13 protein-coding genes are annotated in these 13257 nt (G+C 48.5%); all 13 read right to left on the bottom strand.

Going from position 1 to position 13257, the window contains the following annotated elements:
* Positions 1 to 96: 96 nt before the first annotated feature.
* The gene (locus tag ACUZ8J_RS13210; protein ID WP_446694060.1) at positions 97 to 1479 is read right to left on the bottom strand and encodes a hypothetical protein; all 1383 of its coding nucleotides are present in this window, start codon (positions 1477 to 1479) and stop codon (positions 97 to 99) included.
* Positions 1476 to 2345: a hypothetical protein gene (locus ACUZ8J_RS13215; RefSeq protein ID WP_446694061.1), complete on the bottom strand. Its 870-nt coding sequence runs from the start codon at positions 2343 to 2345 to the stop codon at positions 1476 to 1478. Before ACUZ8J_RS13215 ends, ACUZ8J_RS13210 begins: the two co-directional genes overlap by 4 nt.
* Positions 2342 to 3364 (bottom strand): hypothetical protein, encoded by a 1023-nt coding sequence (locus ACUZ8J_RS13220; RefSeq protein ID WP_446694062.1) that lies wholly within the window; start codon positions 3362 to 3364, stop codon positions 2342 to 2344. Before ACUZ8J_RS13220 ends, ACUZ8J_RS13215 begins: the two co-directional genes overlap by 4 nt.
* Positions 3365 to 3372: 8 nt before the next feature.
* Positions 3373 to 3852: a hypothetical protein gene (locus ACUZ8J_RS13225; RefSeq protein ID WP_446694063.1), complete on the bottom strand. Its 480-nt coding sequence runs from the start codon at positions 3850 to 3852 to the stop codon at positions 3373 to 3375.
* Entirely contained in the window at positions 3852 to 4499 is a 648-nt protein-coding gene (locus ACUZ8J_RS13230; protein ID WP_446694064.1) for a hypothetical protein, read from the bottom strand. The genes ACUZ8J_RS13225 and ACUZ8J_RS13230 overlap by 1 nt, the downstream gene beginning before the upstream one ends.
* 8 nt (positions 4500 to 4507) lie before the next feature.
* Positions 4508 to 6100: a hypothetical protein gene (locus ACUZ8J_RS13235; protein ID WP_446694065.1), complete on the bottom strand. Its 1593-nt coding sequence runs from the start codon at positions 6098 to 6100 to the stop codon at positions 4508 to 4510.
* A complete protein-coding gene (locus ACUZ8J_RS13240) occupies positions 6100 to 6753 on the bottom strand; it encodes a phage adaptor protein (protein WP_446694066.1) in 654 nt (217 codons plus the stop codon). Before ACUZ8J_RS13240 ends, ACUZ8J_RS13235 begins: the two co-directional genes overlap by 1 nt.
* 9 nt (positions 6754 to 6762) lie before the next feature.
* Positions 6763 to 7233 (bottom strand): hypothetical protein, encoded by a 471-nt coding sequence (locus ACUZ8J_RS13245; RefSeq protein WP_446694067.1) that lies wholly within the window; start codon positions 7231 to 7233, stop codon positions 6763 to 6765.
* A gap of 71 nt (positions 7234 to 7304) precedes the next feature.
* Positions 7305 to 8315, bottom strand: coding sequence for a N4-gp56 family major capsid protein (locus ACUZ8J_RS13250; protein WP_446694068.1), 1011 nt, complete (start codon positions 8313 to 8315; stop codon positions 7305 to 7307).
* A gap of 11 nt (positions 8316 to 8326) precedes the next feature.
* On the bottom strand, positions 8327 to 9244 hold the full coding sequence (locus tag ACUZ8J_RS13255; protein ID WP_446694069.1) for a hypothetical protein: 918 nt from the start codon (positions 9242 to 9244) through the stop codon (positions 8327 to 8329).
* 73 nt (positions 9245 to 9317) lie between these two features.
* Positions 9318 to 9518 (bottom strand): hypothetical protein, encoded by a 201-nt coding sequence (locus tag ACUZ8J_RS13260; protein WP_446694070.1) that lies wholly within the window; start codon positions 9516 to 9518, stop codon positions 9318 to 9320.
* Positions 9518 to 11740, bottom strand: coding sequence for a portal protein (locus tag ACUZ8J_RS13265; protein WP_446694071.1), 2223 nt, complete (start codon positions 11738 to 11740; stop codon positions 9518 to 9520). The genes ACUZ8J_RS13260 and ACUZ8J_RS13265 overlap by 1 nt, the downstream gene beginning before the upstream one ends.
* A gap of 11 nt (positions 11741 to 11751) precedes the next feature.
* Positions 11752 to 13254, bottom strand: a complete 1503-nt coding sequence (locus ACUZ8J_RS13270) for a hypothetical protein (protein WP_446694072.1) — start codon at positions 13252 to 13254, stop codon at positions 11752 to 11754.
* Positions 13255 to 13257: the final 3 nt, after the last annotated feature.

Genomic DNA, 13257 nt, shown 5'->3' on the forward strand with positions numbered 1-13257 from the left:
TTTAACGCTGATGGGCAGGCCAAAAAACAGCTTTGGCACGATAGAAAAATCATATACCCACCAGCTTTTAATGCAAGGTTCTTTTTATGCGCATAGCTAGGTTGGAATAAAGGCCCAATTCGCCGCGCGGTAATCGACAAGGTTAGCGGTAAGCGGCGCGCCTAACGCATCGGTAATCGGCACGCCCACATCATCGAGTAGCGCCTGCTCAGCCGCTTGGTCTTTAGTGATGGGGATGGTAATGATGGGTTCAGCCGCGAGTTCAGAACGTAGTTCAATATTGCTGATAATCCCGCGCAGCCCAAAGGCATATTCATTGTTCACCGTATACGCCGTGGAAAAATCCCCTGGCACGCGGTAAAACTGCTCGCTATACACGGCGCGGTTACCAATACGCAGCAGGGGCGCAGCGGCGAGAATTTTGGCGCTAAGGTGATTCACTACGTGCGTCATATAGTCGCTGGCATTCGGTGGCTTTACGCTCACGCGCAGGGTATCGTTAACCCCAGTGCCATTGAGCCTATAAAATTCTAATTTCCAGTGACCATTCTGCAGCTTAAACGGCATTTTTTGCACAATCGAGCCGCCCCAATAGCGCACATAAACCGTATCGTTATTGGTGCCGCCAATGCTCACCGACACCCGAGGGCCAAAGCCCGGCGAGCCATAACTAAACAGGCAGGTCTGCTCCTGCAAGCGCTCAGCCTTGGTAATCTCAAACGACACACTAAACGGCGCTTCGTGGCTGACGATGTTGCTAGTCGCATCACTTAGCGGAATTTCGAGTGCGCTTTGGTAGCCATTCAGCAAATAAGCCCATTTACCCGCTGTCGGGTCAACCGTCGGCGCTTCTGGCGTTGGCGGGGAATAGCCAGTATCTAAGGCGCGGTAAACAATCTGCATTCGATAATCGGTTGCAATATCGGCCTGTTGAATGGTAGTTGCATCGGAAATAATTGGTGTGCTGTACTCGGTCACATAGCGGTCACGCTGCATACGGTAATAAATCGCCCCGTCCCGCACATAAAATAGCAATACATCACTGGTCGAGTTCGATATTTCGTATTTAATATCGAAGGTAGTAAATGGGTATTCACCCTCACCAAATACAGTTGTCGTGTGCGCCGCAAGCACAGGGTCAAACCACCAAAGCCTAAGCTCGCCACCCGTATCGAAAAACACCAGCGGCTTACCCAATTGGTCAAAGGCCGCGCTAAAGGCCGTACAACTCCCCACCGTAAACAAATCCGAGTGATAAACCCAAGCGTTATCGGTGTAGCGGTAAAGTTTAAATACGCCGCCTGTTGCATGCTCAAACGCCCACCACGCATCGGTAAGGGTTTCATTTGACGCCGACACTTGCGCCGAGCCCAGCGTTACAAACGACAAGCGGCGGCTGCTAAAGGCGGGTTTTGTTTTGCCATAGGTAGCAAACTGCTTACGGGTTTCGTCATCTATCCATGTGTTATTGGGGATCATGCCGCTACCTGCTGCAAATGAAATGTAGCATTAACAATAAAATCAGAAGTGCGTACTACAGGACTATCTAGTTGAATAAAGGCTTGCACTTCTAATGCTGTGTTATTGGCGTTACCACTAAGCGCAATAATATTAAATGCAGTATCAATTTCATTTAAACCACTGCTAACCGTAAAAGTGCGCTCCTTCATGGTTGCACTGGTATTGCTTGCCGAAGTAGCTAGATAAGAATTAATAACAGTAGGGGTGCCAGATAAATAACCATTAGCATCACGTGTATAAACACCATTCAATAAATTGATGTAGCCTGTTGAAATATTTAAAGTACCAAAAATTGATGTACTCCATTTATTAGGGTTACATACCATCAATATACCAGTATAACTATTGCCATCTAACACCATTATCACAGGCACAGCACTTGAAGGGACTTTTTGAATTAACGTGTACCTAACTACAAAATAGTCAACTGGGGTTATATCTAATGCCTCAGTTCCACCTTCGGTATTTTTAAATAGCGCCCTACTCACTAAGGTAGAGCCTTGTCTAATACCTATTTCTTGGGCGGTAATAGTTAAGTTCGTTGCAAACACATATTGGTATTTAGTGGTAATCACAATTGAACCTGTCGCGGCTTCAAAACTATAAGTTTGTGATACCTGTGTTCCTGTCGCTGAGGTAATCGCACCTGTTAATGCGCTATTCGTTGCAGTGGGCGCAGCATTACCCGTACCAATCTGGCAGGTTGTTGTACCTGTATTGGTGTTGTAATACCCATTTAGCAATAAATTATGCTGCTTAGGTAAAAAGGATTTTCCACCATCAAGGGAGACTTCATAGTATCCATGCGCGGTTGCCGTTATCACGATGGTGTACCTCCATACATTAGCATTAAGCTATTAATGGTAAATATATCAGACGCCCCTTTAACTAAGGAAGGGTTAAAGGTAATCACATAATCAGCAAAGGTATTAATTGCTGATGTACCACTAGATGAACCGCCAAGCACTAACATATTCCATGTGCCTGTCCTTACCCCTGCCGCTGAGGTGTTACCAGACGACAGTAAAGTGGTATTAAGCGAATCACCATCCCCCACGGTGCCACTAGTATTACTTATAGATGTTGTAGTAATACTTGCACCTAAAATAGTGTGTTCAGCGCTGTTTAAATCGGCATAATCCGTGGGCAAACCTGTTACAGCATAAGCATAATTGGTAAATCCAAATATACGTGCAAAGTTAAAGCTTGTGGTTTGTGAACCTACTGCAAATATACTCGCTGCGTTTAACCCAGTCGCATTATAATTGGTATACCTTAATGTGGCGGTAATGGTTGAGCCATTAAAACTAAATGTGTGGGTAGCTAAAACAGGGTTGCTTACATCAATGGTTACTGTAATCGTGTAATACACGGTTAAAATATCAAACTCACCTAGCGTAATGGTTGTGGGGTTGCCGCTAGTGTCTTTAATTAATGCGCGGGTAAATAATTTTCGCGTAGATAACAATGATAGACCTAACTCAGTAACATTGCCCCTAATAGCACCCTGCGCGCCTGAAAACGTCAGCTCTATTTCCTTAGTAAACACATCACCACTTCGGGTTGTGGTAATAGTAGGGCTACCCCAGCCGTTTGTAGTGCCAATGTACTGATAACTGGTTAATGGGGAGGCTAAATCAGTGTCCGTGGTTGCGGGGGTGGTTGTACCTGTGCCAAAAAAACAATAGGCATAAGGTGCCGATGATTGGCTGTAAATGGCACTGCTAAAAAATTGTTGCAGCCACACATTATCCTGCCAATCGACTGTTTTTTCTTCACTTGTTTGCGTGTTTTTAATCTGTAATTTAAAGCGGCCTTTAAATTTCATATTTTTATCAAACATACACTTTCCTAAGATTTGGTCATGGTGATACTAAAGTCAGCAGTAATGGCAAGATTGTCTGAGATCGGTTGTTCATAGCTGATAAACGTCACGCTATACATTGACATATCCATACTAAAATCAGCGTTAATTGCTAAATTGGCTTCACTGGCCGTTAACGTCCCATCGAAAGTGGTTTCAAAACTCATATCAATCGAAAAGTCAGCATTAATTGCCAAATTATCAGTAGGGGTATGGTCGTAATCCACTCGCGCGCTAACAAACGCAAAATCAAGTAACACTGCACCTTGTGACACATCGTAAAGCGGTAACAATCCTAGCAATGCGCCATTAATAAAGCTGGCCTCGCCCTGTGACACATCACTTAGCGGATAGGGGTATACCGTACTCCTAAGTACCTTTTCTCGATAATAAACCCTTGGCCTGCGCATCCCGCCTGCCAATACGGCAAATAGCGCCTTGGCCTGCGTTACCTTTGGTGGCGCCATTAGAGGAGCACCACATCTTCGGGGTAAATATCGCCCACCATTAGCCACACGGTTTCGCTCAAACTGATAATGGCAATGGCCGATTCGCGGCCATAGGCCTTCAATGTCCCGCTCGATAGAATGGTCACGCCCTGCGCCTCGTCTGGCACTAACCACAGCTCGGCATCCGTATGCGCGGTGAAAAAGATGACCGTGCCTGGTGCAATCACAGGGTCGCCGTTCACGGTGCGAATGCTGCGGCCAACGGTGACTAATACTTTGGCATCGTCGCCGCTTGCCCCTTCGGGCATGGCATAGTCGCAGCTAATAAACTGGTTATGGTTGTCGCCATCGACGCTAAAGGCATTATCAGCGTTTGTGACTAAACTTATTTCTTGAGTTGCATCGAGATTCAGCTTTGATACTGGGAATAAATCAAGGTTACCTAGCTTATTGATATAAATCAGCGTGTCGGCGTATGGCTGTAGCGGGATTTCAGTGTTACCGACAAAGTTAGACGGCAGCTTTACCACAAAGCCGTTAATCTGCGCGGTAATTTGCTGCAAGCTGGCCGAGATACCGCCTAGCTTAGTGTTCATTGCAGGCGCGCGGATCGTCGTTCCAGTCACAAACGGGCTAGCATCTTGCCAGTAGCTTAATTGAGTCATGACATTCCTTAGCGCCTACGGCTAATGGGTTTACTGTGCAAATACAGGTTTGAAATGATGTGCGGCGGTAACTGCTTGGAAGTGTGGCTAAGATGCAAGGCGATATTGCGCGACACGCCAGCGATATACATATCGGCCCAGTTAGTTGATCCGCTGCCCCATGTGGCGTTATCCCACTCTGACAAGTCCCATTTACTACCGGAGCCGACAATTAGCTCGCTGTCTGGTGTGTCAGGGCTCATAAAGTCAAAGTATGCGATAGCGTGCATTAACACTTCGGTTACGCTGTCGCACTCAATCACTAACTTGTGCCACTTCTTGCGCGTTTCAGGGCTACCAAAGTGCATAAACCCAGTGAGTAAGTAGTCCTCGTACTCGAGTCCATCAAAGCTAAAACCTTTGTCCAGCTGATACAGAAAGCCGTTTTCAGCGCCAATAAATACCGATTCAATGCCAAAGGCGTTTTCACCACTGAAAGCGCAGCGGATCGGCACGCCGTAGTTAACTTGGGTAAATTGTGGCGTTCCGTCAGGCGCCAGCGTTATAAATAAGGCGCTGCCGTCGGTGAAGAACAAACGATATTGGTTTTTGGTTTTAATCGTCACGCTGCACATATCGCGGCCAGCGTATTGGTCTAGTAACGGCTGCACCTTTTGGCTAATAGTGGCCTGCGCAAAGTCACCAAACTGCTGCACACGGGCCAGCATGGTTAAGCCGCGGTCATCTAAAAACAGCGTATCGCTTAAGCTCTGCGCGGTAGCAGTGCGCATGCCAACCTTTGTGCTTAAGCTTTTTAGCTGAAAGTCATCTTTGCTGGTGCCGTAGAGGATATACAGGCGATTGCGGCAACCAATGGCGCAAGTATTATCGGCCTGCACCTGCATTTCAGTGATTTCATCGGCCACCGCGATTTCACCGCCGCCGTCCACACTGCTAAATTTAGTAGGGTCGCCAACGCCACTAAACACAAACGAGCCGCCACGGTAACCCAATAGCAATACTTGGCTTGGTAACACTTCAAGCGTGATTGGCGCATCTGGCGTAATTGGGCCCGTTATTTGAGTAAACGTGGTGCCATCAAAACGGAATGCAGGGTTTTTACCATCTACACCGATAATCTCGAGCGTGCCAGCGCTGCCAGTGAAGTTAGTTTGCCGTGTAAACAAACGGCCATCAGGCGCAAGTGCTGGCGTTGTGACCTCAACCCAACCGGCTACAGTAGCGCGATACAGCTTTGCCGCAGTGCCATCGGCGATATTGCGCATCGCATAAACGATACCTGCAAACATAAACACGCCGATAATCTGGCCGCTGCCGGGTACGGCTTGGATTAATGCTCTGCGCGTTTCCATTTCAACTTCTAGCGCCGCAAGTGCGGCTTCATCGGTATCAAATGGAAAGCCTGGCAAATCCACAACGCGCACGGCTGACGGCGACGGTCTGCCGTCGAAGCGCTCAAAACCTGTCACCCTCTGATAACGTCCAGAAGTGTTAATCTCATAGTTGACTAACTCGCGGCATTCGCCTGGCTTCATATCACTATCGCTATCGGCCAGATTAAGGCCACCACGTAATGAAAGTGCGGCAGGAGTAAACGACATTAGAACGGCCCCCGCGCAAAGCCCATCTTAGGCAAATAGTCGCGGCACAGTTCAGTCAGCTTTTGCTCATACTCGAGCGATGCTAACTGAATCAAGTTTTGATCTTCTTCGAACTTGCCGTAATAAATCAGTGCTTTTTGCACTATGCAATCATGGTATGCCGTGGGGATTGCCGACACATCACTGTCAGCCGCTAATGCGATTGGTATCTTGTAATAATCAGTGCGCGTGCTGTAGTTGCTATCAGGCACAGGGTAAAACATAAAGCTGCCGTCTGGCGCAATGGTGACCACTTGCGGCAATCCGCTATTGTTAGGCACGGCCGTTCCTTGTGGTTCGTATCGGTCAACCCATTCATCCCAATCCACAATACGCATTGGCTGATCATTCACCCAAAAGCGGCTTAAATCCTTTAAATCGCTTAAGGATAAATCAATAGCGGTGTAGCTTTGTTGACCAACCACTAAAGCTGATTGCGTGCGGCGCCATAGGAATTTCCAATCAGTTTTAAAGCGCTGAATATCAAGGTCTGCATCACGCACCCAGCCGACAATTTTAGCCAGCACGCCTGTCTGATTAATGGTTGACGCTGGACCAGTTCCAGAAACTCCCGCCTCCTCGCGCACGCGCGCACACAACTCTAAATAGGTCATAGCGCCGCCTTATTCTGCGTAGTGTTTTTCGATAACGCTAAATGGCCAGCGCTTGACCTTGGTTTCCCGTAAAGACTTCATTTTAGTTTCTTTGTCGATGACGTTTTTAAAGCGGCTTTCGATGGCGTTATTAAGCACATCATAAACACCCACAGGGACACGCACATCTTCGCCCTTGATCACTTTATACATCACGCCATTCACGCCAACCTGCACGAAGTTGTCCACTTCTTCATCTTCGCCGCTATTGTCGTGAACATTGATCGTGACGGCAACTAACTCTTTGCCTTCGACTTCTTGAACATCGGTATTCTCTAAGTCGGTGGAGTCGTTAGATTTAGCATCGTCAAATAAAGAAGCGTCAACTTTCTTCATTTCGGCAATCACTTCGGCGCGTTCTTTGCCAGCCAAATCAATGCCAAGCTCATCAGCGGCATATCTAATCAGTTTTGCGGTACTGTCTTTGCTAGTAAATTTCATGGTCGTTCTCCAAAGCTGAAATAAAAAAGCCCCCGCGATTAAGCGAGGGCTTTTATGTGCTTACTGATTGGTTAGGTTGGGTCCACTGAGGCTGCAACTTCACCACGGACTAACCATGCGTCGTTGAGGATCAGGGCGGTGTACCATGTTTTCCATGCGACTGAACCGTTTTGGCCCATTTCATCGCCGTGGCTTGGAGTGCCTGGGTTGCGCACCATTGGCTTGATTGCGCCGCCTGCTTCCTTGCTGCCTTTGAGTGGAATACAGCCGAACGCTTTAGCACCCATGTATAACACTGGGTAAACGTCGGCATTGGTGCCGCCAGTGGTAACCGCTGTGCTGCCATGGGCGCCGCCAGCGTTAACCCAAGGATTGAACAACGGTGATGCGATATAGCGCACATCTTCCACTGAGCCCACTTCTTCGGCGCAAATGGGTTGACGATTGCCGTACTCTGCCACTGGGGTAAAGCCGGGCATTTTGCGCACGCTAGACACTACGTCTGTGTGGCAAACCGCAACGAAGGCCGCTTCAATCGGCTTGGTCGCATAGTTAGGGCTACCCGCCAGAATGGAGGTAATACGCTTAGCACGCTGCGCCATCAGTGCGCGAACCGCTAAACGCTGTACCTTGATCGATAATGGTGTATTTACCGCGTTACGGGCTGAGCCGTTGGCATAAACAACGTTTGTGCCAGCAATCAGCTTGCCGTAGGTGATCAGCTCTACGGTTTCAGCCGCTTGCTCACCGGCCATCATTGCCATATCGGAGCCAACTGGATCCTCATGCAAATCGACAACCTTGTCGGTAATTGGCATCCATGAGCCGTATTGCTGCAAGGTCGATTGCACATCGGCATAACGGAAGTTAGTCGCAGCAGGGCGAACACCTTCTGTCAGCGGCGTAGTTGCTGGCGCTAATGGAATTGGACGGCGAAACTTAATCACTTCACCGGTGTTTTTTGGCATGGGCTTATGATCACCCAGTTTGTTAAGCACTAAGATTGGCTCTGCGTGCTCAAGCATTTTTTTCTCAGCATACACGCCAACGCGCGAGCCAATATCACCATAGCCGTTAGACATGATGTAACTCCTTAATTACTTGTGATTTGATTGAATAAAGCAACTGGATCAACGTCGTCAGTGTCAGCCGCCGCTTTGCCTGCGCCTTTGCGCGGGATTTCGGCGTGATCTGCTAACGAAGGTTTGGTTTTAGGCTTTGCCGCTGGCGCGCTTGGCGCAGGGCGTGAACCTTTGTAAAGGTTGAGCAACACGATGTTGTCATCAGCAAACGTGCTCTGAGCCATGGCTTGCACCGAGGCTGGCTGTGATGCCACCCATTGATGAAAACTAGGGTCTTGTGCGATTTGCTGATAATCGGGATGCACACTGGCTAACGCATCGAACTGGTTTTGCAGTTCTGCTTGCTGTTGTGCCTCGGCTTGTTGCTGGCGCATTTCTTCAAGCGGCGTGAGCTGCTGCTTAAATGCGTTCTTTGCTGCATCAACCTGGTTGCGAACAAAGGCAGCAATCTCGGGGAATTCTTCCTCGACCTCGGAAAATGATTTTCCTTTCAGGTCATCGGCAGTGGGTAACCCGTTTGCGCTGTTCGCATTTGCACCATTAGCCTGCTCATTCGCTTTCAGCCCTGCGGTCACCTCATTGAGTTTTTTAGTCAATGCAGAGACTCGGCCAGCATTGGCGCGATGATTTGCTTCAAGCTGTTGGTGCTGTTGTTTGAGCGATAGATATTCGTTGCGTAAAGCCTCAGGCGCAGAGGACCAAGGATCATCAGTTGCCGCTTGGCCTTCGCCGGCATCTGCGCCTTTATCGTCTGGCTGCTCTTTCGCTTCGGTATCCTGCTCTTGATCCAGCTCATCAACCGAATCACCGGAGTCGTTAGAGTCCTGTGTGATTTCGTTAAATAAGCTGATTGCATCAACACCGTCGTCTAGGTCTTGGCCTTGATTCTGTTGTTGATTAAGTTCGTCTTGCCCGTCTAGGTTTTTCATTGTGAGTGCCTTTTTGCAGTCATAAAAAAACCGCCGGAGCGGGTTAGTTAAAAATGAGGTATAAAAAAGGCCGCTATTCGTCAGCGGCCTGTGCTTGTTTCTTTAAATCGTTAGGATATAAGCGGATGATTTCATCAATCATTTCGATTTTTCCGCGTATCTTTGCCGTGGCAGTTTCGCTCATATCGTTAATCAGTGACTCGAGTAATTCTTCTCTGTCTTTTAGTAAGCGTTGCTTAACCGCTTGCCATGACTCACTATTCACGTTAAGCATTATTCAAGTCCGTAGTTTGCGGTTAAACCTTGGTTTAACTTCATGTTGCTTTCTGCCATAAACTTATCCCATTCAAGCGCGGCGCGGCTTTGTACCTTCTGCAACTCAACCATAAGTTTTTCAGTGTTTAACTTATCGTTCTGCGCTAGCTTCATAAGCTCGATACGCTCTTGCGACTCTTGGCGCTGCATATCTGCGGCAATTTGCTGCTGCTTCATTTGCAGTTCGGCTTGCTTCTCTGCCATACGTTGCTGTGCGTTAAACTGAGCAAGCTGCATATCCATATCCGCTTTAATTTGCACTTGCTGCATACGCATTTGCTCAAGCTGCATCGAAGGGTCTTGCTGACCTTGCGCCTGCTGTTCTTCCATTTGCTTTTGATACTGCGCCAGTTCTTCGTCAGTCGGGATAATGTCATCTGGTAGCGACTGGGTTTTAATCCACTGCTTGAGGATCTGCACCGACTTAAGCTGTAGTACCGGTGCGAATATCGGGTTATTACCAGCAATATTGATAAAGTTGGTTAGTGCTTGGCCTACCTGCTCTTTAATAAGCAATGCTGAGGTTCCGCGCGCATCGACTTGGTAGTCACCTTTAACCTCGTTATCGTCACTGTGCATCATGTTGAAGTGATAGAAGTCGCTGATAAGCGGCGAGGTAATAAAGTCATCCCACTGCTTAACTTGATTGCGTCGCACAGTATTAGCGGCATTCATCAGCATCGACATGCCGCCTAGGGTTTGGGTCGATTGCCCTTGCTCGCCTTGCTGCAGCATTGGCACGCCTGACACTTCATCAAACAGAATGCGCGCTGTTTGGTAAATCTGACTTAACTCGTTAATGTGTGAGTCAAATTCAAACGTGGTAAACGCTTGCTTAATATCTTGTGCTGCGCCTTCAATATTCCAAAACTTACGCGGCTTTAAGTTCCACACGCCATCTTGCGGCTTAACATGCTTTTTATTGACGCCGATTTGTGGGCCTGAGGTAATGGCGCCATTGTCGAGGATCATACGCCAAGTGGTGTTAATAATTGCCTGTTCATCACGCACCATTCGCGGGATGCCATAACCAAAAATGCTTGAGTCGTCTAACTCCCAGTTGTAAACGCGGTACGGCATATCTTGGCTGTAATCCATTAGCGCAAGCTTGGCCCCGAGCACAACACCGCCGCAATAAAACACCACTGCGTCGTATTCGTCTTGTGAGTCAATCTCGTTTTCAGGGTCGATAGGCTCAAGAATCTTTAATTCTTCTAACACTTGGCGCGTTACTGGGCCGTGATACTCCCACGTTTCATAGCGGGTATCGTTGAGTGAATCGCTCAGTCCAGCCAGAATGCGCACATCATCCATATAAGTGCTGCGGTGCTGGGTTTGCGTCGAAGTCATTTGCAGCACTTTAGCGACGCGTCCCTTATCAAACCCTTTGCGGTTAACTAAATTGCGGATCTGCTTCTTGCTCATAAAGCGGCGCTCGAAAACAAACTCCGCTTCTTCGATGGTTGACGCCGACATATCTGGGTAAAAGTCCCAAGGGCGCACTACTTCGCAGCCTGGTTCAAAGGATTGCTTAATCTCGGCAACAAAGTTGCCATCATCATCCTTGGTATAGGCTCTGTCTGTTTTACCCAGTACCACAGGGCCTTTAATAATACCGGTGCCAACCACACAAGCATCGTGAATGATTTCGCGGCACTTGGCGTTGTATTTAGTTTCGACAAGCTGATCACTAATCAGTTTTTCCATTTTGTCGCACGCTGCATTAATCTTCTCTTGCTTACGTGCGGCCACATCAGCGTTAGATATTACGTTTCCTTGTTCGTCTTGATATTGCTCGCCGTTTAGCTCGAACGGCGTTTCTTTATCTTCAAGCATTTCGACCAGCTCAGGCACAGGCGTTGGCTTAATACCCCAGTTCTTGTCGTCATTTGGAAATAGCAAGTCAACTAACTGCGCCTCACCTGCGTTAGTTTTTGCGCGGGTTAACTTAATGAAAACCTTAGCGGTTTCATTTTGCGTCATCGCTTCTAGCGTGACTTGGTCATACTGACCGTGATAGTTGCGCAAATCTTCAACCATGCGCACATCGATATTGCCGCGCTGATAGATGGTGTCAGATAGCTTGCGCTCAAGCTCTTGTGCCAGAATATCCAAATTAGAATTTGGATCGTAATCATGGCTGTAGGCTTTTGGCTTGCCACCTTTGGTTTCATCTGACATTGGTTGTCTCACTAATAGCCGGTTAACGAATCCGCTGCGGCGGTTTGTGCTGCGGTCTGTCTAAGTTGTTCTGTGCGCTCGTAATCCACTTCACCCTGCGCACCTTGGGCGAGGTATTGCAGCGCATCGTGTGGATGCGAATATTTGTTTTTGTCGGCGACACTGGTGTAACGCGCATCGCCAGCCACTTGAATGCGGCGCAGCTGATAGCCACCGTTAAACCCTTTGCGCAGGGTTTTACAGTCGGCGCTTAGCTCGAAGGCACATTGGTTATCGATTTTCTTGGTTAAGAAGAAGCGCACCGCCTCCCAGCGATTGTCCGGCTTGTTAGAGCTGGTCGCATAAGCGGTGATGCCGTATTCCATGTTGATGATTTCAATCGGGCTGTTTTCATCGTTGCCCGACTTTCCCCAGCCTGACGGGTCGCAGAACGCCACCATATCGGCCTTGCTGTATGCTGGGAATTCACGCCTAAGCTCAGGGACTAAGAAGTCCATAAACGAGCGCACGCCCATGTTTTCGCTAACGTACTCGCGCAGCACGCGCAACTTACCTTGTGGCGTTAATTGCCCGATGATTGCCGCAGGCGTCCGGCCAAAGTCGAAACCGATCAGCAAATCACCATGCGACTTAATCGGCAGTAGCCGGTTAGCGTTGGTGTGCAGAACGTCATTCCACTGGCCCTTATAAATTGGCTTGCCTGTAGCAACTGTGCCGTACTGGTTGGCAAGGTTAATCTTGATCCAGTCATCAGCTTTACCCTGCACCTGATTGATGTAGTAACCATCCGGCAGGTTGGCGAGGTTTTCAGCATTTGGGTTGGCAATCCATTTAGTGACTGCATGCTCACCCTTGCCGACGGTAACCTCGATAACGCCACCTGGTTGGCGTAAAAAAAGCCACCCTTCTGGGTGGCTTTCTTCTGCCAATTCGTAATACCAGTGATCATCATCTGGGGCGTTGGTATCCCCTATCATCCCGTGCCAACTCGGCCCACCTTCTGCCGCGCTTGGGTATCGACCATGGCGGCCGTCGCACATATCGACAATGGCCTTAGATAACTCTTTGACTTCGTTAAGCCAAAATCCTGTTACCTGCAAACCCCTTAGCTTACGCACCGCATCAGGTCTATCGAGAGCCAAGAACACCAGCTCGGCCTTGACTCGAGTACCATCTTCCAGATCAAAGTCGAGGTAATGGGTCGGCGGAAAGTCTTGGTTAAACTTCCCTAGCTGGCAGTCCTCGTTGTGATATAGGTCGCACCAGTCCTTAATCGTTGTACCTTTGAGATCAGGATAGGTGTTACGCACCGCAACGAAGCGCGATTTACGAACGCCAAACGAATTGGGCGCTTGTTCGCACATCTGGTCGAATACGCGCATGGCGCTGCCGTAAGTCTTACCGGAACCGATAGGGCCCATGATGAAAGTGTTACGGCCGCGAGCTGTAATATACTGCTCAAGCACATCGCCCTGAGCCGCGACATGGAATTCATAAGTTGTTTGCTCTGACACACG

The organism is Shewanella sp. Koi 1, assembly GCF_052907445.1.